Source organism: Streptomyces sp. NPDC001443, assembly GCF_053597355.1.
On the sequence record NZ_JBSFIA010000020.1, the window covers coordinates 122,708 to 143,678 of the forward strand.

Sequence of the window (20,971 nt, forward strand, 5' to 3'; positions counted from 1 at the left end):
GGGAGTTGACAGCGTGTACCACCACTCAGGAAGCGCAGTTCAGCAGGGAACCGGCTCCGCCACGGGCGTGCTCGAACCGGCGGCCGCGAACACCGAGACGATCCTCTACCAGCGTTGCACCTGGTGCGGCACCGCGATGTACCACCGGCTGCTGTGTCCGGCGTGTCAGGGCGGCGACCTGCGCACCGAGCGCAGCGAGGGCACGGGCACCGTGCGCCACGCCACGGTGGTGCACCGCAACACCCCCGCCGCGCGCAATGTGTCGCTCATCGAGATGACCGAGGGCTTCGTCGTCCGGGGCCGGGTGATGGGACCGCTCATCGGCATCCACAGCGGTGACCGCGTACGGCTGTCGACGGCCAAGGACCCGGTCCGGGGCGAGCCCGTCTTCCAGCTCGTCGACGAGCCCTTCCGGGCCTGGCACTGAGGGGCCGCCACGAAACGGTCATGAATGGCCGATTTCCGCTCCGTTGTCACATCGGATCGCACAACACAGGCAACCCACAGATTCCCTTTGCCCTCCTTCGGTAGGCGAGAGGCGCCCGTTACGGACGAGGCGCCCGCGCACGAGACCGGAGGAGGGGAACATTGTTCCGTGCCCGGCGAACCGCAGTCGCCGCCGTGGCGGTGCTCGCGGCACTGGCGGGATCACCAGGACTGGCGCAGGCCCGGCCGACCCACGGGAGTCGGCCGTCGGCCGCCGTGTCCGACGACGGGCTGCCACCGGGCTGGCGGCTCACCGGGGCGGGTGCCGAACGCGCCCTGGTCTGGCGGTCGTCCGCGCCCGTGCCCATGGGGGACGCTCGCGTGGAGTTCCACGCCGCGGGCGGGCTGCTCGGCGTGCCGTCGGCCGACCGGGACGGCAGAACGTTCCGGCTGGAGCTGGCCGATGCCCGCGCCGCAGATCTGACAGACCTTCGAGTCCAGGCCGGAGGGCGCCGGTTGGACCAGCCCAGCGCGCCCGCCGCCTCCACCGCACCCGGCACACCTGGCGGCGGACCGGGCGGGACCCCGTCCGTCGCCGCCCCGCAGCCGCCCGCCCCGCTCCCCGCGGGCTCGGTCGACCCCGGCAGGCCGGGCCCGTTCCGCACGCTCACCGGCGAGTACGACCTCGCCCCGGTGCGCCTGCCCGGGTTCGCCGCGCCGGTCGAGATGCGCGCCGTGGTGGTGGCGCCGAGGGGCGCCACGGGCAAGCGTCCGCTGGCGCTGTTCCTGCACGGCCGCCACGCCACCTGCTACGCCGGGGCCGACGTGACCGGCGACTGGCCCTGTCGGGCCGGCGCGAAGCCGATCCCGAGCTACCGCGGCTATCTGCGCGACCAGCGACTCCTCGCGTCCCAGGGCTATGTGACGGTGTCGGTGTCCGCGAACGGCGTCAACGGCCAGGACTTCGCCGCCGACGACGGCGGCGCGCAGGCCCGTTCCTCGCTGGTCCGGCAGCATCTGGCCCGCTGGGCCGGCTGGGCCGCCCACCCGGCCGGCGCTCCCGCGGTGGTGCGCCGGGCGCCGAGGGCCGACCTGTCCCGGGTCCTGCTCGTCGGGCACTCGCGCGGCGGCGAAGGCGTCAACCGCGCCGCGATGGACAGCCTTTATCCCCCGCCCGCCGCCCAGGACGGCTATCGCGGACCGGTGCGCTGGCACATCCGCGGCACCGTCCTGATCGGCCCGACGGTCTTCGGACACAACCCGGTGGCCGACGTGCCCTCGGCGACGATCCTGCCGGGCTGCGACGGTGACGTCTCCGACCTCCAGGGCGAGGTGTACGTCGACGGCACCCGCGGGGTCGGCCGGGGCGCCGCGCTGCACAGCGCCGTCTACGTGGTCGGCGCCGACCACAACTTCTTCAACAGCGAGTGGACCCCGGGGCAGGCCGTGGCGCCCGCCGAGGACGACTTCTGGGACGACCCCGAGCACCCGGACCCGGTGTGCTCGACGCACGCCCGGACCCGGCTGACCGCCGACCGGCAGCACCGCGCGGGCGCCACCTACATCGCCACCGCGGCCCGGCTGTTCGTCGCCGGCGACGACCGCGCGCGTCAGTTGCTCGACGGCACGGGCCGACGGGCCCCTTCGGCGGATCCCGCCCGGGTCCTGACCCACGCGGTGGGCGGGAACCGGGGTGCCGGGTTCCTGCCGGACGGCCCGGTGACGGTGTCCGGCGCGAAGCTGTGCTCGGCGGTGGACCCCGACCCGGCCGCGGCCTGTCTCGGCTCGGCCACGAAGGGGTCCTCGCCGCACTTCGTCCCCTGGTACGTCGGCCGGGAGCAGGACCGCAGGGCCGTGGCCCTGCGCTGGTCGTCGGCCGGCCACGCGGTACGGGTGCGCCCCGCGAAACCGGTCTCGCTGAGCGGCGCGCAGGCGCTGACGCTGCGCGTGATCGTGCCGCCCGGCAGCCACGGCACCCGGCTGGACGTCTCCGTCACCGACACCGCCGGCCGACGGGCCGTGCTCGGCCGGGTCGGCGTCGACGGTCTGCCGGGCACGGAGCGGACCTCCTCGTACTGGGCCCGTGAGATACGGGTCCCGCTCACGGCCGCCGCCCGCGCCGGTCTCGACCTGCGCCGGGTGAAGTCCCTCGACCTCACCCCGCGGACCCGGTCGGGCCGGGCCTGGCTGATGGACGCCTGGGCCTGGCGGCCCGGCACCCCGGCCGTGCGCGCGTCCGCGCTGCCGCGCGTCGACCTCGGCACCACCACCGTGCGGGAGGGCGACTCCGGCACCCGCACCTACCGGGTGCCGGTACGGGTGTCGGGCCACGGCAGCGGCCAGGTGCGGGTCTACGTCGTCGACCCCGTCACCGGGAAGGCGAAGGACCGGCTGGTGACGGTCCGGGCGGGCGGGCACGACATCGACGTACGGGTGCGGGTGCAGGGCAACACGCGCTTCTCCTACGACGTCCCGCACGACGTGTTCGTGAAGGCCGTCCGGGGCGCGGTGGTCGGCACGCCCCACGGCGGGATCCTGGTGCGCAACGACGACCCGATGCCGAAGCTGTCGGTCACCGCGGTCGCGGGCCGGGTGACCGAGGGGCATCCGCTGCGCTGGCGCCTGTCCCTGTCGGAGGCCGCCGACACGGACACGTACGCCACCTTCGTGGTGCGGCCGGTGTCCGGCGGCGCCGAGCTGTCCACCAAGGACGTCGACCCTGCCTGGCTCATGGACACGGCCGGCGCGTCCGCCGACCCGGAGCGCCCGCTGTCCGCGGTGGACCACCTGTACCTCTGGGTGACCTTCCCCGCGGGCCGGACCTCGGCTGACCTGAGCCTGCCCACCGTGCGCGACCGGGTGGCCGAGCCCGAGGAGTCGGTGCGGTTCCAGTGGGCCGACGACTCCGGCGAGCCGGGCGACGGACCGGTGCTGACCGGCACGGTGCTGGACGCGCCCTAGCGTGCATCCGCTGCGGGCCGGCCGTGTCGTGCGGCCGGCCCGCTCCCGGCTCAGCCGGGGAAGGTGATCCGGATCCCGACCGTGCCGTCCTTCCCGCGCCGCAGGCGGCTGCCGAGGAGGGTGAGCCGGCCGAGGATGCCGTACTTGCGGGCGAGCAGGTCCCGGTAGCGGGCGGTGGTCTCGGCGTCGCAGATCTCGGCGGTGGCCGGGACCGGGTCGCCGGTCGGGTTGCCCCGCACGTCGCACGGTCCGACCAGGACGTCGCCGCGGGCCCGGATCCGCTTCACCTTCCAGGAGTCGGCGACCGTCCAGGCCCCGAGGGCCTCGCCGTCCCGCACCACCCACACCGGGGTCGGCACACCCGTGCCGTTCTTGCGGTAACTGGTGATCAGCAGATACTTGCCCGCACCGAGCCGGGCCACCGACGTCTCGTCCATGCGGCGCAGTCTAGGCAGCGGCCCGGTCCGGCGGCGCGGCGGACCGGGGATGCGGGGTCCGGCACGACGACCCGGCACGACGACCCGGCACGGCGGACCGGCACAGCGGACCGGCCGTCCAGCGGCACGACGGTCCGGCGGCGCGGCGGACCGGGGGTGCGGGGTCCGGGGGTGCAGGGTCCGGGGGTGCAGGGTCCGGGGGTGCAGGGTCCGGCACGACGGACCGGCACAGCGGACCGGCCGTCCAGCGGCACGACGGTCCGGCGGCGCGGCGGACCGGGGGTGCGGCGGACCGGCACGACGACCCGGCGCGGCGGCCCGGCACAGCGGACCGGCCGTCCAGCGGCACGACGGTCCGGCGGCACAGCGGCACGGCGGCGCGCCCCTCAAGCCACCGCCTTCGCCATCCTGTGCACGGCTTCCGTGATCACCTCGGGCGAGGTCGCGAGGTTCAGCCGTACGTGCCCGGTGCCGCCCGTGCCGAAGTCCGTCCCCGGGTTGAGGGCCACCCGGCCGCGCTCCAGGAAGACCTCCGCCGGATCGTCCCCGAGGCCGAGCGCCCGGCAGTCGAGCCACGCGAGATAGGTGGCCTCGCTCGGCCGGTACCCGATCGCGGGCAACTGCTCGGCGAGGAGCCCGGCGAGCAGGCGCCGGTTGTCGTCGAGCCCGGCCAGCAGGGCGTCCAGCCAGGCGGTGCCCTCGCGCAGGGCGGCGGTGTGGGCGAGGACGCCGACATGGCTCGGCCCGTGGCTCACCTCCTCGGGCAGCCGGGCCAGGTCGGCCGCGGCCGCGGGGCCCGCCACCGCCAGGGCGGCCTTGAGCCCGGCGAGGTTCCACCCCTTGGAGGCCGACATCAGCGACAGACCGTTCTCCCCGCCCGGCACGCTCAGATACGGCACGAAGTCCACGCCCGCGACGACCAGCGGGGCGTGGATCTCGTCGGCGACCACGCGCACCCCGTACCGCTCGGCGAGCGCGGCCACCGCGGTGAGCTCGTCGGCGGTGTGCACCGTGCCGGTCGGGTTGTGCGGGCTGCACAGCAGATAGGCGGCGGGCCTCCCTCCGGCCACGGCCCCCCGGAAGGCCTCCTCCAGCGCGCCGAGGTCCAGCCTCAGGTCCGGGCCGAGCGGCGCCTCGCACAGCCGCCGGTCCATGTGGCCGACGAACTGGAAGAACGGCGGATAGACGGGCGGGTTGACGACGACGGCGTCTCCCGGCCCGGTCACCAGCCGCAGCATCTCCACCACGCCCAGCATCACGTCCGGCACGATCGCGGTGCGCGGCACCGCGAGTCCGTCCCAGCCCCACCGCTCGGCGGCGAAGGCGGCGAGCGCCTCGGCGTAGGCGGTGCCCGCGGGGTAGCCGGTGTCGCCGAGCTCCATCGCGTCGGTGACGGCGCGCACGACCGGCTCGGCGAGCGGTACGTCCATCTCGGCCACCCACAGGGGCAGCACGTCCTGCGGGTAGGTGCGCCACTTCATGCTCGTACGACGTCGCAGGCGGTCGAGGGTGAGTGCGCGCAGGGGGTTCCGCTCGGCGGGCGTGACGTGCGGGATGCGTGTCATGGGGCACAAGATAGGCCGCCGGACGGTGCGCCGGAACGAGGCGTCCGGGACACGGCCGGAACACCCGGACGTTCGGCGCCGATCTTGCGCGCGGTGAACACCCGCCGGTCGGCGTACGTATGGGAGTCCGGGCGCTCGATGACCGGAGGGCCCCGCGGTGTGACCACCGCGCGTTCGGGGTTCGGGAGCCATGCATGAGGCACGCACGACGACGGGTCGTCCGGCGGGCGACACAACTGACGGCCGTCGGCGGACTCCTCCTCGGAGGGGTGATGGTGACGCAGGCCATGGCGAGCGAGAAGCCGGCCGCGACCGCCGTCCCGCGCAGCTCCGCGCAGTCGGTCGCGGACACCGGCTCGCAGCTCGTGTCGCGGCTGGGCACCGCCCGTACGGCGGGCAGTTGGATCGGCGCCGACGGCAAGCCGGTCGTGGCGGTCACCGACGAGGACGCGGCGGCCGAGGTCCGCAAGGCGGGTGCCGAGGCCAAGATGGTCGGGCACAGCATGAACGAGCTGAAGTCGGCCACGACGGCGCTGCGTTCGGCGCCCCGGGTGGCCGGCACGGCATGGTCGGTGGACCCCCGCACCAACCAGGTCGTGGTGCTGGCCGACCACACGGTCTCCGCGGCCGACTGGTCGGCGATGACCCAGGTGGCGGGCAAGATCGGCAGCTTCGTGCGGATGGAGCGCACCACCGGCGCGTTCACCACGCGGATCAACGGCGCCCAGCCGATCCTGTCGACCGGGGGCCGCTGCTCGGCGGGCTTCAACGTGACCAACGGGCAGAGCGACTTCATCCTCACGGCCGGCCACTGCGGGCCCACCGGTTCGCTGTGGTTCGCCGACAACCAGGCCACCCAGCAGGTCGGCAGGACGGTGAACAGCTCGTTCCCCGGGGCCGACTTCTCGCTGGTGCAGTACGCGAGCGGCCGGGCGGGCGGCGGCGCCGACATCGTGGCCATCGGCAACGGCAACGGGGTGCGGATCACGGGCGCGGCCGATCCGACCGTCGGGCAGCGGGTGTTCCGCAGCGGCAGCACCAGCGGGCTGCACGACGGGACGGTGACCTCGCTCAACGCGACGGTCAACTACCCCGAGGGCACGGTCACGGGCCTGATCGAGACGAACGTGTGCGCCGAACCCGGCGACAGCGGCGGGCCGTTGTTCTCCGAGGGGATCGCCCTCGGCGTGACCTCGGGCGGCAGCGGGGACTGCACGACCGGCGGCACCACGTTCTTCCAGCCGGTGACCAGGGCGCTCTCGGGGCTGGGGGTGCAGCTGATCGTGTCGAAGCAGGCCGCCGGTCAGGGCGGCGCGGCCTCGTCGGCCGCCCCTTCGGCCCCGTCCGGTTCCGCCACGCACAGCGCGATCGCGCCCAGTGCCGCCTCGCCGGGGTCGACGGCTCCGGTGGCGGGCGGCACGACGGACTCGACGCTGCTGTCGGTGTTCACGGACCCGGACAACCTCGGCCCCGGCCTGTTGGTGATCGCGGTGAGTCTGATCGCGCTGGTCGCGACCCGGTACATCCGCGCGGAGCAGGACCGCAAGGCCTATCAGCGGTACTACTCGGCGACCTGGGGATGATGCCCCGTCCCGGCACACGCGGGACGGGGTGACGCTGTGGCCACGGCATCGGTGCGATGCCGTGGCGTACGGAAGCCGGTGGGAGACCGACGGAAGACCGGTGGGAGCAAGGCACCCGGGCGCTCGCGGCGCCGGCGATGCCGCGGTGTCGTCGCCGCGCACCGTTCCCGGAGGGACTGGCGGGACGGCTCTCAGGCCGCCCGCTGCGACTGCGACTGCGGGACCGCGGCGGCCCACTCCAGGACGAGCCGCTGGTACTCCTCGCGCTGCTCGCCGCTCAGTGTCCCGCCCGACCGGAGCCACAGGGCCCGGATCTCCTCGTTGACCTCCGCCGCCGATCGGTCGGATACGGGTTCAACACTGGTGGACATGCCGTGAAGCATACGACTCACTGCGTGAAGGCCATGTGAGTAATCGGGAATATATCGGACATACGCGACAGTGTTGCTGATCACGTCCATCCGGCTGAACCCGGACCGGGGTTCAGTGGCGCGGGTGTGCCCGCATGTCGATTCACGCCGGAAACCACCGCATCACGTCATAATTGTTCCGCTCCCGCGGTGAACACGTTCCTCTCCTAGTGTCCTAGTGAAAGGCACGCACTCCATGACGTTCTCGCTCGGCATCGTCGGCGCCGGCCAGTTCTCCGGCCGGTTCGCCCTGCTGTTCCAGGCCCACCCCGGTATCGACGACGTCCATGTCACCGACCTGCTGCCCGAGCGGGCCGAGCGGCTCGCCGCCGCCCAGGGACTCGCGGGCACCTTCCCCTCGTACGAGGCCATGCTGGAGTCGCCGGACGTCGACGCGGTCGCGGTCTTCACCCAGCGCTGGACGCACGGCCCGCTGGTGCTCCAGGGACTGCGGGCCGGCAAGCACGTGTACTCCGCGGTCCCGATGGCGGTCACCGTCGAGGAGATCGCGGCCATCGTCGACGCGGTCCGCGCCACCGGACTGACGTACATGATGGGCGAGACCAGCCAGTACCACCCGGCGACCGTGCACGCCCGCAACCGGATCGCCGAAGGCGCCTTCGGGCGGCTCTTCTACGCCGAGGGCGACTACGTCCACGACATGGACCTGGGGTTCTACGACGCCTACCGCTACAGCGGGGGCGAGAACTGGAAGGCGACCGCCAGCTATCCGCCGCTGCTCTACCCGACGCACTCGGTGGGCGGGGTGCTCGGCGCCTGGCGGACGCACGCGGTGAGCGTGTCCGCGATCGGGGTGGCCGACGAGCGCCAGGACGGTGTGTTCGACAAGGAGATCAGCCAGTTCGGCAACGACCTCTCCAACGCCACCGCGCTGTTCGCCGTGGCCGGCGGCGGCTCGTTCCGTACCAACGAGTTCCGGCGGGTCGGCTACCCCTCGCACATCAGGGAGTCGCGCTTCCGCTTCTTCGGCACGGAGGCCAGCATGGAACAACTGGCCACGGTCGCGCTGTGGCAGGACAAGAAGGGGGTGCAGGACATCAGCGACCTGCTGGAGCCCAGGCCCACCCTCGCCCCCGACGACCCGTCGATCCAGCACATCGCCCCGGAGCTGCGGGCCGCCTTCACCTCGGGCTCGGCGCCGGTGCACGACCGCTCCCGGCTGCCGCGGGTGTTCGACACCCTGCACAACGGCCACGAGGGCAGCCACCACTTCCTGGTGGACGACTTCGTGACCGCCGTCGAGAGCCGCACCCTGCCGTCCGTGAACGCGTGGGTGGCGGCCCGCTACACCCTGCCGGGCATCATCGCGCACGACTCCGCGCGGCAGGGCGGGACGCGCCTCGACATCCCGGACTTCGGGGACGCGCCCGAGATGTGACCGGCCCGGCGGGCCGGGTGTCGTCAGGTGCCCGGCTTGCGGCCGTACACGAAGACGTCGTCGCCGGTCTTCAGCAGCGACCAGTACTTCTTGGCGTCGGTCTTCGTCATGTTGACGCAGCCGTGCGAGCCCGGCGGGTTCCACATGCTCAGGCCGACCGAGTGGAAGGCCTGGCCGCCGTCGAAGAACTGGCTGTACGGCATGGACACGTTGTAGATGTTGGAGACGTGGTCGATGTCGCGCCAGTAGATCTTCTTCAGGCCGGTGCGGGTCTCGTACCCGTTGCGTCCGGTGCGCACCGGGACGGGTCCGTAGACGAGCCTGGAACCGTCCTGGATCCAGCTGAGCTGGAGCGTGAGGTTCACACAGGCGATACGGCCCTTGTTCGTCGGGCACTTGCCGGCCGCGTTGGGCTTCTTGCCGACGGCCTTCTGCTTGTTCATCAGGTCCATCACGCCCCAGGTCACCGACCCTGCGTAGCCGATGTTCGGCGTGATGCCGTGCTTGGTCTGGAAGGCCTGGATGGCCTTGCAGTCGGCGGCGGACTGCCTGCCGTCCACGGGACGGCCGAGGAACTTCTCCACCTGCTTCTGGTACGGGCCGGCCGTCGTCGTGCAGCTCGCGGCCTGGGCCGGCGCGGCGGTGACCGCGAGTGTGAGCGGGGCCACCAGTGCGGTGATCCCCAGCGCGACGGCGCCCCGTCTGTGCATGTCCCCCATGGCGGACTCCCTCTCGTACGTCCTGCGATCTCAATTGCCTAGACCGGCGGTACGAGAGGAAAGTTGCACGGCCGACCGCGCCGGGACACAACGGTTACACGCCGGGCGCCGACGGGCGCACGCCGGTGCCGGCTCACGCTTCCCGGCTTCCCCTGGCCGCGTGGAAGCCGGTGTTGACCGCCGTGAGGCCGCCGTCGACCGTGAGGGCGGTCCCGGTGATCCAGGCCGCGTCCCGGGAGGCGAGGAAGGCGACGGCGGCGGCGATGTCCTCGGGTTCGCCGACCCGGCCCAGCGGGTACAGCCCGCCGATCTCCTCCAGCCGGTCCTCCTGCCCCTCCCACGCGGTGGTGCGTACGGTGCCGGGGACGACCATGTTGACCCGCACCCCGCGACCGGCGGCATGCCCGGCGAGCGTGCGGGTCAGCGATCCAAGGCCCGCCTTGGCTGCGCTGTAGGCGTGATTGCCGAAGTCCTGGAGGCCGTTGACCGAGCCGACGCTGACGACGGCGCCGCGCCCCGACGCCTCGAGGTGCGGCAGGGCCGCCCGGCAGCAGCGGTAGGCGCCGGTCAGGGTGAGGTCGAGGTCGCGGGCCCACACCTCGTCCGGTTCGTCCTCGAAGCGGGCCGCGTCCGGGGTGCAGCCGTAGGCGTTGTTGACCAGGACGTCGAGTGCGCCGAAGGTGTCGACGGCGTACCCGACCGCGCGCTCCACGGAGGTGCGGTCCGCGACGTCGCAGCCGAACGCCTCGGCGCCGAGCCCCTGTTCGCGCAGTCCCGCCGCCGTCCGCTCGGCCGCGGGCAGGTCCACGTCGGTCACCAGGACCCGCGCGCCCTCCCGGGCGAGCCGCCCGGCGGTGGCGGCGCCGATGCCGCGGGCAGCTGCGGTGACGAGGACGGCGTACCCCTGGAACCGTGAACTCTCGGAGTGTGTCATGGCCTACCGATACCCGGTCACGTCCGCCGGCTTGCCCCGGTCCTGCACCTCGGTCAGATAGCGCCAGGCGTCCGGGCGGCTGCCGTCGAGGTCGGTGAAGCCGTACTCCCGGGCCAGGCCGCCGCTGGAGAGGGAAAGGCCGTTGAACCGGGCCACCTCGGGGTCGGCGGCCAGGGCGGCGACGGCGCGGCCCACGTAGTGCGGTGTCTCCGAGATCGCGAAGTGCGGCTCGCGGTCGAGGGCGTCGCGCCAGTTGTCCTCGCGCACCCCGAACGCGTCGAGCATGATCTCCGAGCGCATCCAGCCGGGGGTGAGCGCGACGGCGGTGGCGCCGCGGGGACCGAGTTCGTGGCCGAGGGCGAAGGCCATGCGCAGCACGGACGCCTTGGCGAGGTCGTAGAAGAGGTTGACCCGGTAGGTGTCGCGGTTGTACTCGGCGGTGCCGTCCGTCATCTCCACCACCAGTCCCCCGGTCCCCTCCAGCAGCAGGGGCAGGGCGTGGTGGCTGGTGATAGCGTGGGTCTCGACGGCGAGGCGGAGCAGTGTGAGTCCGTTGTCGAGGTCGTGCTCCCAGACCGGGGTGTCCCACTCGAAGAGCTTCTCGCCGCCCCAGATGTCGTTGACGAGGACGTCGAGGCGGCCCTGTTCCCGCGCGATCCGGTCCACGAGCGCGCGGACCCGGTCCGGCACGAGGTGGTCGGTGGGTACGGGGATGCCCCGGCCGCCCGCCACGGTGACCAGGTCGGCGGTGTCCTCGACGGTCTCGGGGCGGTCGTAGGCGGAGCGCCGGGCGCGGGTGCTGCGTCCGGTGACGTAGACCGTGGCGCCCGCCGCGCCGAGTTCCACCGCGATCCCGCGTCCCGCTCCGCGCGTGGCCCCCGCGACCAGGGCGACCTTGTCTGCCAGCGGTCCGGACATGTCCGACCTCCCGTACCCGTACGACCGATGTCGTCTTCGAGGGTGCCGGGTGAACCGGACATCTTCTGTCGCCTTTGGCGCGGTGTCCGTCGTCGCGCCCGGCCGGTCACCCGGCCGGGCGCGAGGCGGTGCCGGTCGCTCCTCAGTGGCCGCGCGCGATCCAGTCCTCCAGGTGCGGGGCCTCGGCGCCGACGGTCGTCGGGTCGCCGTGGCCGGTGAGCACCTTCGTCTCGGGCGGCAGGGTGAGCAGGCGGTCGCGGATCGAGTCGATGATCGTCGGGAAGTGGGAGTAGGAGCGGCCGGTCGCGCCGGGGCCGCCGTGGAAGAGGGTGTCGCCGGTGAAGACCGTGGCCAGCCCGGGTTCGTAGAGGCAGACCGCGCCGGGCGCGTGGCCCGGGGTGTGCAGGACGGTCAGGTCGGCGCCCGCGGTCTCGATGACCTGACCGTCGGCCAGATGGTTGTCGGGCTCGCGGTCCGGGTGGGTCTGGTGCCAGAGCGGCAGGTCGTCGGGGTGCAGCCAGATGGTGGCGCCGGTCAGGTCCGCGAGGGCGGGCGCGGCGCCGATGTGGTCGTTGTGGGCGTGGGTGCAGATGATGGCCGTCAGGCGGCGCTCGCCGACGGCCTCGGCGATCGCCTCGGCGTCGTGGGCGGCGTCGATGACGACGACCTCGCGCTCGTCGCCGACGATCCACACGTTGTTCTCGACGTCCCAGGTGCCGCCGTCGAGGGTGAACTTCCCGGGGATGACGAGGCGTTCGATGCGTACGGTCATCAGAGCACCACCACGGAGCGCAGGACGTCGCCCTGGTGCATGCGCTCGAACGCCTTCTCCACCTCGTCGAGCTGGATGGTCTCGGTCACGAACGCGTCCAGATCCAGGCGGCCTTGCAGATGCAGGTCGATCAGCATGGGGAAGTCCCGGGAAGGCAGGCAGTCGCCGTACCAGGAGGACTTCAGCGAGCCGCCGCGGCCGAAGACGTCCAGCAGCGGCAGTTCGAGCTTCATCTCCGGGGTCGGCACGCCGACCAGGACGACCGTGCCGGCCAGATCGCGGGCGTAGAAGGCCTGCTTGTACGTCTCCGGGCGGCCGACCGCCTCGATGACGACGTCGGCGCCGAAGCCGCCGGTCAGTGCGCGGATCGCCTCGACGGGGTCGGTGTCCTTGGAGTTGACGGTGTCGGTGGCGCCCATCGTGCGGGCGGTGGCCAGCTTGCGGTCGTCGATGTCGACGGCGATGATCTTCGCCGCGCCGGCCAGCCGCGCGCCGGCCACGGCCGCGTCCCCGACCCCGCCGCAGCCGATGACGGCGACCGTGTCGCCGCGGCCGACGTTGCCCGTGTTGATCGCGGCGCCGATGCCCGCCATCACTCCGCAGCCCAGCAGTCCGGCGACCGCCGGGGAGACGGCCGGGTCGACCTTGGTGCACTGGCCGGCCGCGACCAGGGTCTTCTCGGCGAAGGCGCCGATGCCCAGGGCCGGGGAGAGCTCCTGGCCGGTCGAGGCGAGCGTCATCTTCTGCTTCGCGTTGTGGGTGTCGAAGCAGTACCAGGGCCGTCCCCGCAGACAGGCCCGGCAACGGCCGCACACGGCACGCCAGTTGAGGATCACGAAGTCACCGGGCGCGACGTCGGTGACGCCCTCGCCGACCGACTCCACGACACCGGCCGCCTCATGGCCCAGCAGGAAGGGGAAGTCGTCGCTGATACCGCCCTGCTTGTAGTGCAGGTCGGTATGGCAGACACCGCAGGCTTGGACGCGCACGACGGCCTCCCCGGGCCCCGGGTCCGGCACGACGATCGTCTCGATCCGGACCGGCTCGTTCCTGCCCGGTGCGATCACGCCGCGTACTTCCTGCGCCATGGTGCTCAGCCCTTTCCTTTGACGGGGATCCGTCCCGGTCCGACCCTACGCGTCACCGATCGGCGGTGGCACACCCTCACGACGGCCACGCCGACGACCACGGCGGCCGGCCCGACGTCCACCCTGCGAAAAATACCCCCGGGGGTACCTCTGCTACGGTGGTAGACATACCCCGGGGGGTAATTTCCAGCGTGTTCACCACGAGAGGAGTGCTGCCGTGTACTTCGTCGACACCATCGACGTGCCGGGGCTCGGCAACCGCGGCTATCTGGCGGGCGGGGCGCACGGCGCCGTGGCCGTCGATCCGCCGAGGGACGTCGACCGGGTGCTCGCGGCCGCGGCGCGGCGGGACGTGCGGGTGACGCACGTCGTCGAGACCCACGTCCACAACGACTACGTGACCGGCGGCCCGGAACTCGCCCGGATCACCGGCGCCGCCTACGTCGTACCGGCCGCGGCCCGGATCGCCCACCCGCACACGCCCGTCTCTGACGGCGACGTCGTCGAGGTCGCGGACGGTCTGGCGGTGCGCGCGCTCGCCACCCCCGGCCACACCCCGCACCACACCTCCTACGTCCTGGAGGAGGCCGGACGCGCGGTGGCCGTCTTCACCGGCGGTTCGCTGCTGATCGGCACCGTCGGCCGTCCCGACCTGGTGGAACCCCGTCTGACCGCGCGGCTGGCGCGGGCCCAGTACGACTCCGCGCACCGGCTGGCCGCCGCTCTGCCGGACGACACCGCGGTCCTGCCCACCCACGGCTTCGGCAGCTTCTGCTCCGCCGCGCAGGCCGAGGGCGGGGCGACGACCACCATCGGCCGGGAACGCGCCGTGAACGAGGCGCTCGTCAAGGACGTCGACACCTTCGTCGCCGACCTGCTCGCCGGGCTGGACGACGTACCCGCGTACTACGCGCACATGGCCCCGCTCAACACGCGCGGTCCCGCTCCGGTGGACCTCACCCCGCCGCGCCGGGCCGACGCCGACGAGATCGCCGCCCGGCTGGCCGCCGGGGAGTGGGTGGTCGACCTGCGCAACCGGGTCGCGTTCGCCGACGGGCACGTCGACGGCTCGCTGAACTTCGCGGCGGAGGGGCAGCTCGCCACCTATCTGGCCTGGCTGCTGCCCTGGGGCAGGCCGGTCACCCTGCTCGCCGAGTCGGCCGGACAGCTCGCCGCCGCCCAGCGCGAACTGGTCCGGGTCGGCATCGACCGGCCGGCCGCGGCCGCGACCGGCTCCCCCGCGCAGTGGGTGCGCCCCGGCGAACGGCCGCGCGCCTTCCCGCGGGCCGACTTCGCCGCGCTCGCCGCGGCGACGGCCCGCGCGGACGACCCGGTCGTGATCCTCGACGTGCGGCGCGACTCCGAACGCGCGGCCGGGCACATCACGGGATCCGTGCACATACCGCTGCACCGGCTGCGCGACCGGCTCGCGGAGATACCGGACGGCACGGTGTGGACGCACTGCGCCGGCGGTACCCGGGCCGCGATCGCGGCCTCGCTGCTCGACGCGGCGGGCCGGGACGTCGTCGCCGTAGACGACGGCTTCGACGCGGCACGCGCGGCCGGACTCCCGACGACCCGCGCCACCCCGGCCGACACCCGCGGGCGGACGACGCCGTGACCGCGCTCGTCCTCGCCCTCGTCGCCGGTGCCGTCACCGGCATCGCGCTGGGCGCGCTGGGCGGCGGCGGCAGCATGCTGGCCGTACCAGCACTGATCTACCTGCTCGGTTCCACCCCGGCCGCGGCCACCACCGCGAGCCTCGTCGTCGTCACCGTCACCTCCGTCACCGCGCTGGCCGCGCACGCGCGGGCCGGCGCCGTGCACTGGCGGGCCGGCGCGCTGTTCGCCGCGGCGGGACTCGTGCCCGCCGCCGCGGGCGGGGCGCTCTCCACGCGCCTGCCGCCGGCCCTGCTCACCGGCGCGTTCGCGGTGATCGCCGGGATCGCGGCGCTGCGGATGCTGCGCCCCGCGGGCCCGGCCCCCGACGGCTCCGAGGTACGTCCGCTGCGGGTCGCCGGAGCCGGGGCTGGGCTCGGTGCGGTGACCGGGGTGCTGGGGGTGGGCGGCGGCTTTCTCGCCGTGCCCGCCCTGGTGAACGTGGTCGGCCTGCGGATGCGGGTGGCGGTCGGTACGAGTCTGCTGGTCATCACCGTCAACTCGCTCGCCGCGCTGGCCGCCCGGGCGGGAGCGGCGGTGAGCGTCGACTGGACGCACCTGGCGCCGTTCACCGCGGCCGCCGTGCTCGGCGCGTGGGACGGCAGACGGCTGTCGGCCCGGCTCTCCTCGGACCTGCTGCGCCGCCTCTTCGCCTGGGCGCTGCTGCTGGTCGCCGCGGTGATGCTGGCCGACGCGGTGCGGTGACCCGGGCCCGCGCCGACAAACCACTGCGAACTGCCGCGAACCGCTAGGCCAGCGACAGGAACAGCTTCTCCAGCCGCGCCTTCATCTGCTCCGTCGTCTCCGCCCCGCCGTCGCCCGCGTCGGTCAGGCACTGCTGGAGACCGGTCGCGATGATCGCGAAACCGGCCCGGTCGAGGGCGCGGGAGGCAGCGGCGAGCTGGGTGACGACGTCCTCGCAGTCGCGCCCCTCCTCGATCATCTTGATCACTCCGGAGATCTGTCCCTGCGCCCGGCGCAGCCGGTTCAGCACGGACTTGAGCTCATCGCCCTCGAACTGAAGCTCCACGATCACTCCTCTACATACCCTTGGGGGTATTTTACCCTCCCCCTCGGATCCCCCTGCCGACTCGGCCATCCCCGAAAGGATCGCACCGTGACCACTCCCCCCACTCCCCCCGCGCCCTCCGCCCTCGACGCGAGCGAGGCCCACGCCCGGCTCGCCGCGCTGACCGTCATCGACGTGCGGACGCCCGGCGAGTACGCCTCCGGCCATCTGCCCGGCGCCCACAACATCCCGCTGGACCGGATCGGGCACGCCGTCACCACGCTGCGCGAGGTCCGCGGCGAACTGCTCGTGGTCTGCGCCTCCGGGGCACGCTCCGAGAGCGCCCGCCAGGTCCTGGCCGGGCACGGCGTCCACGCCCTGTCCCTGACCGGCGGCACCCAGGGCTGGGTGCGGGCCGGCCACGAGGTGCACCGCCCGGCGGGCGCCCGCACCGGCTGGGCGATGGAACGGCAGGTCCGCCTCACCGCGGGCACACTGGTGCTGGCCGGGCTGGGCCTCGGACTCCTGCATCCCGCCTGGCAGTTGATCTCCGCGGGCGTGGCGGGCGGGCTGGTGTACTCGGCGCTCACCGACACCTGCGGCATGGCCGCCCTGCTGTCCAAGCTGCCGTACAACCGGCCGCGCGGCCCGGAACTGGAGGCCACCCTGGCCGCGTTGACACAGCGTTGACCGTCGGCGGCTCTCCCGTGCCCCGGACCCGGTCCGGGAGCCGCACGGGCTCCCGCCGCCGTTGCGCAAGTCGGCGGTACAGCAAGGAAGTCCGGCCCGACCGGTGAGGAGCACCGTGACCACCGCACAGACGCAGCCCGGCCCGCCCCCGTGGCGGCTGCTGCTGGGATACGTACGCCCGCACCGCTGGGCCCTGGCGGCCGGGGCCGTGCTGTCGCTGGTCACCGGCGCCACCGGGCTGCTGCTGCCACTGGTGGCACGCGGACTCATCGACGACCTGGCGCACGACCGGGCGATCACCGGGGCCCTGTTGGCGATGGCGGGCCTGGTCGTCACCAACGCGGCGGTGGGCGCGCTGGGTTCGTACGTCCTGCGGCGCACCGCCGAGTCGGTGGTGCTCGGGGCGCGGCGCTCGCTGGCGTCGTATCTGCTGCGGCTGCGGATCCCGGCCGTCGACCGCAGCGAGCCGGGCGATCTGATGGCCCGCGTCACCTCCGACACCACGCTGCTGCGCGAGGTCACCACCGACTCGCTGGTCGGGCTCGGCACCGGTGGGCTCACGCTCGTGGCGACGATCGTGCTGATGGGGCTGGTGGAGCCGGTGCTGCTGGCGGTCACGCTGGCCGTGATCCTCGGCGCGGGCCTGGTGCTCGGGCTGATCGTGCCGCGCATCAACCGGGCCAGTCGGCGCGCGCAGGACGCGGTCGGCGTGATGGGCGCCTCGCTGGAGCGGGTGCTGGGCGCGCTGCGCACGGTGAAGGCGTCGGGCGCGGAGCAACGGGAGGAGCAGACGCTGCACGCGGCGGCCGAGGAGTCCTGGCGGCAGAGCGTGCGGGCCGCCAAGTGGGCGGCGGCCGCGGGCAACACGGCCGGGCTGGCGATGCAGATAGCGTTCATCACGGTGCTCGCGGTGGGCGGAGCGCGAGTGGCGACGGGCGCCGTCGACATCGCCACGCTGGTGGCGTTCCTGCTGTACGTCTTCTATCTGATGTCGCCGATCCAGCAGGTCGTCGGCGCGATCACCCAGTACCAGACGGGGGCCGCGGCCCTGACCCGCATCCAGGAGGCGCTGCGACTGCCCGCGGAGCCGCCCGCGCGTCCGGCACCGCTGCCGTCCGCCGACGCCCGGCCCGCGTCGCTCGCGTTCGAGGACGTCCGCTTCCGGTACGCCGACGAACTGCCGTACGTGCACCAGGGGGTGACGTTCGCCGTGCCGGCCCGGGGCATGACGGCGTTCGTCGGCCCGTCGGGCGCGGGCAAGACCACCGTCTTCTCCCTCATCGAACGGTTCTACGAGCCCGGTTCCGGGGTGATCACCCTGGACGGGCTGGACCTCACGGAATGGGAGCTGCCGCGGCTGCGGTCCGCGATCGGCTATGTCGAACAGGACGCGCCGGTCCTGTCCGGCTCGCTCCGTGACAACCTGCTGCTGGGCAGCCCGGAGGCGGACGACACGGCGCTCGCGCACGTCCTGAAGACGACCCGGCTCGACGGCCTGGTCGCCCGGCTGCCCCAGGGGCTCGACACGCTCGTCGGACACCGCGGCACCCGGCTGTCCGGCGGCGAGCGGCAGCGGGTGGCGATCGCGCGGGCCCTGCTGCGCCGGCCCCGGCTGCTGCTCCTGGACGAGGCCACCTCGCAACTGGACGCGATGAACGAGGCGGCGCTGCGCGACACCGTCGCGGACGTCGCCCGGACGACGACCGTGCTCGTCGTGGCGCACCGGCTGTCGACGGTCACGATGGCGGACCGGATCGTGGTCATGGACGCCGGCCGGGTCCGCGCGGTCGGCACCCACCGGGACCTGGTGTCGGCCGACCCGCTGTACGCGGAGCTGGCGGCCACGCAGTTCCTCGCGACCGCGGACGGCTGATCCCGGAGGGCGAAGGGCCACTCCGAGGGGCGGCCCCGCACCGTGCGGGGCCACCGCACCGTGCGGTGGCCCCGCACCGTGCGGTGGTCGTCACCGGCCGACCGGTGATCACCGTGCGGCAGTGATCACCGGTCGGCGCGGGGGATCACTGGACGGCGGGCAGCAGTCCCGTCACGGGCGCCGCGAGGTCGGTGAGCTGGTGGAGCTGGCCGAGGTCGTTGAGCTTGCTCAGGCCCGACAGCTGCTGGCGGACCCCCGGGACCCTGCCCTGGTACTGCGCGGGGACGTCGCCGGCGGCCAGGGAGTCCAGTACCGCGATCGGGCTCAGCTTGCCGTCGGCCGGGGCGGTCGCCTCGGCGGCGCTCGCGAGCGGGGCGGCGAGGCCGGTGACCCCGGCGGCGAGGCAGGCGGCGGCGACGATGCGTCGAGTGGAGATCATGCTCTGGGCAACGGCACGGACGCGGCGGCGGACACGGGCGCGGCGCCGCACTCACCCGTCAGGGGGAGCCTCCCGTCCCGCTTGCCGAGCCCGGCGAGGCGGGGGAGGCTCGGAGGTGGGAGTGCCGCGGCCCGTCCGTCCGCCGGGCCGCGACCCTCGTGAGGAGGTCAGCATGGGCACCGCGGCAGGCTCCGCCTTCGACACCGACACCCTGCGTCAGGGCATCGAGGGAAGCACGGCGGAGACGCTCCTTCAGCTCTACGCGGACGACGCCGAGATACGCGTCATCGACCGCAACTCCCAGCCGAGCCACCCGAAGATCCTGCGCGGCCGTGACGAGATCGGCACGATGCTCGACGACGTCTACAGCCGCGACATGACGCACAAGCTGGAGAACTGCGTGATCCAGGGGAACAGCGCGGCCTTCAGCGAGTCCTGCGCGTACCCCGACGGAGTGCGCGTCCTCGCCGAGTCGATGATCACGCTGCGCGACGGCAGGATCAGCGAGCAGATCATGATCCAGGCATGGGACGAGTAGGCGGCAGAGCGGCGAGGGTCCAGGTCACCTCCAGGCTGACCTGGACTTTCACTGCTCGGGCGACACTGGGGGCAGGCCGGTCTCGGCGGCCGCGACCAGTTTCCGCAGCAGGTCTGCGAGTGTCCGCTGCTCTGCTGCGCTCAGCGCTGCGAGCAGCGCGTGCTCGCCCGCGGCCTCCGACGCCGCGTGCGCTTCGAACGCGGCGTGACCGGTGGCGGTGAGCCGGACGCGTACCCGGCGCCGGTCCCCCGTCTCGTGCGTACGGACGATCAGCCCGGCCTCCTCGACGGCCGCGAGCCGCGCCGAGAGCGCGCCCCGGGTCAGCCCGAGCTCGTCGGCCAGCCGCGAGGGGCTGCTCTCGTAGGGCGGCCCGGGCCTGCGCAGCTTCAGCAGGATCTTGAAGTGCCCGTACGGAAGTCCGTCCTCGTCCAGTACGTCACGCCGGGCCTGGGCCGCGTGCCGCGCCAGGACCGCCAGCCGGACGAAGATCGCCTCCTTGACCGGGTCCATCCAGGCGAGTTCCTTCGTCCACTCCGCCACATGGCGGTCGGCCGAGTCCTCCATCTGCTGCCTCCCGCAGTGATTTTCTTGTGGATAGTTTTTCAAATAACTACCTTCCCTGTCATGACGATTGCCACGAGCGCCGCGAACCTGTCCGTTCAGGCCGATGAACTATTAGGCGCAGCAACGGAGTTGGGACTGTCCGGGCGATGGGACAGGGCGCTGGCGCTGCTGGACTCGGCGACCGCCGACGCACCGGGAATCCGATCTCGAATCGTCCTGACGGCTGCTCATATCGCCCTGGAAAAAGACTGGTTCACCGGGGGCGACAGCGCACGGGAGCGGCTGGCGGTCGCGGAGCGGGAACTGCCCGACGGCGACCGGGACACGGGCTTCGCCTGGGACGTGGACTTCGCCCGGCTGCGGCACACCTACCGGCTGCTGCTCCTCGTCGACGGCGCCCCGCGCTTCGGCCCGGCAGGCAAGGACCCCGAGGCGCTCGGGACCCTGCGCCGACAGGCCGAGGCACTGCGCGACCGCGCCCCGGACGAGGGACGCCGCGGCTGGGCAGCCATGTACGCCGGACTCGTCGCGGACAACCACTTCGCGGACCGCGCCGCCGCCCCCGCCTGCTACGTGGCCGCGCTGGACGCCGCGGAGTCGGCCGACGACCCCCTGCTGGCCAGGGAGGCCCTGCGCCACCTCGGCGACCACGACCACGACGACGGCGACGACGGTCTCGCCCTGGAGCGCTGGCGCCGGGCGACCGCGCTCGGCGCCGGCGCGGGCGCGGTACCGGGCACGCTCTCGCAGCAGTTGCTGCTGGCGGTGCTGACCCGGGACACCGGCGACCGGGCCGGGGCCGCGGCCCTGGCGGCGGAGGTGGCGCGCTGGGCGGACGCCCTGGGGGCCGCCCCGCTCGCGGCGCAGGCGCGCGCCTTCCTGACCGGCACCGACCCCACCGCCCCGCCACCGCCCGCAACCGACGAGCCGGCCAGGCCCTGAGCCTGCGTCCTGAGTCTGCGCCTTGGCTCTGCGCCTTGGCTCTGC

Annotated in this window: 21 protein-coding genes; 10 read left to right on the plus strand and 11 right to left on the minus strand. The window is 73.5% G+C overall.

All coding sequences use genetic code 11. The features are described from left to right. Positions 1 to 13 precede the first annotated feature (13 nt). Together ACWC24_RS21730 and ACWC24_RS21735 are read left to right on the plus strand one after the other, a co-directional pair. Positions 14 to 427, plus strand: a complete 414-nt coding sequence (locus ACWC24_RS21730; protein WP_450664477.1) for a Zn-ribbon domain-containing OB-fold protein — start codon at positions 14 to 16, stop codon at positions 425 to 427. Between the two features lie 161 nt (positions 428 to 588). After that, positions 589 to 3,387: a hypothetical protein gene (locus tag ACWC24_RS21735; RefSeq protein WP_450664478.1), complete on the plus strand. Its 2,799-nt coding sequence runs from the start codon at positions 589 to 591 to the stop codon at positions 3,385 to 3,387. Between the two features lie 50 nt (positions 3,388 to 3,437). Here the strand turns inward: ACWC24_RS21735 and ACWC24_RS21740 are convergent, their stop codons facing one another. Together ACWC24_RS21740 and ACWC24_RS21745 are read right to left on the minus strand one after the other, a co-directional pair. Further along, positions 3,438 to 3,824, minus strand: coding sequence for a PPOX class F420-dependent oxidoreductase (locus ACWC24_RS21740; RefSeq protein WP_450664479.1), 387 nt, complete (start codon positions 3,822 to 3,824; stop codon positions 3,438 to 3,440). 386 nt (positions 3,825 to 4,210) lie between these two features. Continuing rightward, the gene (locus ACWC24_RS21745) at positions 4,211 to 5,389 is read right to left on the minus strand and encodes a MalY/PatB family protein (RefSeq protein WP_450664480.1); all 1,179 of its coding nucleotides are present in this window, start codon (positions 5,387 to 5,389) and stop codon (positions 4,211 to 4,213) included. Positions 5,390 to 5,583: 194 nt separating this feature from the next. Here ACWC24_RS21745 and ACWC24_RS21750 point away from each other — a divergent pair, with 194 nt between their 5' ends. Then, positions 5,584 to 6,972: a S1 family peptidase gene (locus tag ACWC24_RS21750; protein WP_450664481.1), complete on the plus strand. Its 1,389-nt coding sequence runs from the start codon at positions 5,584 to 5,586 to the stop codon at positions 6,970 to 6,972. A gap of 191 nt (positions 6,973 to 7,163) precedes the next feature. Here ACWC24_RS21750 and ACWC24_RS21755 read toward each other — a convergent pair whose 3' ends face one another. After that, positions 7,164 to 7,355 (minus strand): hypothetical protein, encoded by a 192-nt coding sequence (locus ACWC24_RS21755; RefSeq protein WP_450664511.1) that lies wholly within the window; start codon positions 7,353 to 7,355, stop codon positions 7,164 to 7,166. A 223-nt stretch (positions 7,356 to 7,578) separates the two neighbouring features. Between ACWC24_RS21755 and ACWC24_RS21760 the strand changes: the two genes are divergently transcribed. Further along, complete coding sequence (locus tag ACWC24_RS21760; RefSeq protein WP_450664482.1) at positions 7,579 to 8,781, plus strand: Gfo/Idh/MocA family protein; 1,203 nt, start codon at positions 7,579 to 7,581, stop codon at positions 8,779 to 8,781. A 23-nt stretch (positions 8,782 to 8,804) separates the two neighbouring features. Here the strand turns inward: ACWC24_RS21760 and ACWC24_RS21765 are convergent, their stop codons facing one another. From ACWC24_RS21765 to ACWC24_RS21785, 5 genes are all read right to left on the minus strand, one after another. Next, positions 8,805 to 9,500, minus strand: coding sequence for a L,D-transpeptidase family protein (locus ACWC24_RS21765; RefSeq protein WP_450664483.1), 696 nt, complete (start codon positions 9,498 to 9,500; stop codon positions 8,805 to 8,807). Between the two features lie 133 nt (positions 9,501 to 9,633). Next, on the minus strand, positions 9,634 to 10,434 hold the full coding sequence (locus ACWC24_RS21770; RefSeq protein WP_450664484.1) for an SDR family NAD(P)-dependent oxidoreductase: 801 nt from the start codon (positions 10,432 to 10,434) through the stop codon (positions 9,634 to 9,636). A 3-nt stretch (positions 10,435 to 10,437) separates the two neighbouring features. After that, entirely contained in the window at positions 10,438 to 11,352 is a 915-nt protein-coding gene (locus ACWC24_RS21775) for an SDR family oxidoreductase (RefSeq protein WP_450664485.1), read from the minus strand. A gap of 142 nt (positions 11,353 to 11,494) precedes the next feature. Beyond that, on the minus strand, positions 11,495 to 12,124 hold the full coding sequence (locus tag ACWC24_RS21780) for an MBL fold metallo-hydrolase (RefSeq protein ID WP_450664486.1): 630 nt from the start codon (positions 12,122 to 12,124) through the stop codon (positions 11,495 to 11,497). Continuing rightward, the gene (locus tag ACWC24_RS21785; protein ID WP_450664487.1) at positions 12,124 to 13,212 is read right to left on the minus strand and encodes an S-(hydroxymethyl)mycothiol dehydrogenase; all 1,089 of its coding nucleotides are present in this window, start codon (positions 13,210 to 13,212) and stop codon (positions 12,124 to 12,126) included. The genes ACWC24_RS21780 and ACWC24_RS21785 overlap by 1 nt, the downstream gene beginning before the upstream one ends. A 217-nt stretch (positions 13,213 to 13,429) precedes the next feature. Between ACWC24_RS21785 and ACWC24_RS21790 the strand changes: the two genes are divergently transcribed. Next, a complete protein-coding gene (locus ACWC24_RS21790; RefSeq protein WP_450664488.1) occupies positions 13,430 to 14,833 on the plus strand; it encodes an MBL fold metallo-hydrolase in 1,404 nt (467 codons plus the stop codon). Beyond that, entirely contained in the window at positions 14,830 to 15,576 is a 747-nt protein-coding gene (locus ACWC24_RS21795; protein ID WP_450664489.1) for a sulfite exporter TauE/SafE family protein, read from the plus strand. The genes ACWC24_RS21790 and ACWC24_RS21795 overlap by 4 nt, the downstream gene beginning before the upstream one ends. A gap of 43 nt (positions 15,577 to 15,619) precedes the next feature. Here ACWC24_RS21795 and ACWC24_RS21800 read toward each other — a convergent pair whose 3' ends face one another. Next, positions 15,620 to 15,901 (minus strand): metal-sensitive transcriptional regulator, encoded by a 282-nt coding sequence (locus ACWC24_RS21800; RefSeq protein ID WP_385534364.1) that lies wholly within the window; start codon positions 15,899 to 15,901, stop codon positions 15,620 to 15,622. Positions 15,902 to 15,988: 87 nt separating this feature from the next. Here ACWC24_RS21800 and ACWC24_RS21805 point away from each other — a divergent pair, with 87 nt between their 5' ends. Next, entirely contained in the window at positions 15,989 to 16,570 is a 582-nt protein-coding gene (locus ACWC24_RS21805) for a rhodanese-like domain-containing protein (protein WP_450664490.1), read from the plus strand. 115 nt (positions 16,571 to 16,685) lie between these two features. Next, positions 16,686 to 18,443: an ABC transporter ATP-binding protein gene (locus ACWC24_RS21810; protein WP_450664491.1), complete on the plus strand. Its 1,758-nt coding sequence runs from the start codon at positions 16,686 to 16,688 to the stop codon at positions 18,441 to 18,443. A 145-nt stretch (positions 18,444 to 18,588) separates the two neighbouring features. On the opposite strand, the gene ACWC24_RS21815 is transcribed toward ACWC24_RS21810, so the two are convergent. Continuing rightward, complete coding sequence (locus tag ACWC24_RS21815) at positions 18,589 to 18,882, minus strand: hypothetical protein (protein ID WP_450664492.1); 294 nt, start codon at positions 18,880 to 18,882, stop codon at positions 18,589 to 18,591. Positions 18,883 to 19,054: 172 nt separating this feature from the next. On the opposite strand from ACWC24_RS21815, the gene ACWC24_RS21820 reads away from it, so the two are divergent. Then, positions 19,055 to 19,420 (plus strand): nuclear transport factor 2 family protein, encoded by a 366-nt coding sequence (locus ACWC24_RS21820; RefSeq protein WP_450664493.1) that lies wholly within the window; start codon positions 19,055 to 19,057, stop codon positions 19,418 to 19,420. Between the two features lie 48 nt (positions 19,421 to 19,468). Here ACWC24_RS21820 and ACWC24_RS21825 read toward each other — a convergent pair whose 3' ends face one another. Next, complete coding sequence (locus ACWC24_RS21825) at positions 19,469 to 19,984, minus strand: MarR family winged helix-turn-helix transcriptional regulator (RefSeq protein ID WP_450664494.1); 516 nt, start codon at positions 19,982 to 19,984, stop codon at positions 19,469 to 19,471. Positions 19,985 to 20,044: 60 nt separating this feature from the next. Between ACWC24_RS21825 and ACWC24_RS21830 the strand changes: the two genes are divergently transcribed. After that, on the plus strand, positions 20,045 to 20,926 hold the full coding sequence (locus tag ACWC24_RS21830) for a hypothetical protein (RefSeq protein WP_450664495.1): 882 nt from the start codon (positions 20,045 to 20,047) through the stop codon (positions 20,924 to 20,926). Positions 20,927 to 20,971 lie beyond the last annotated feature (45 nt).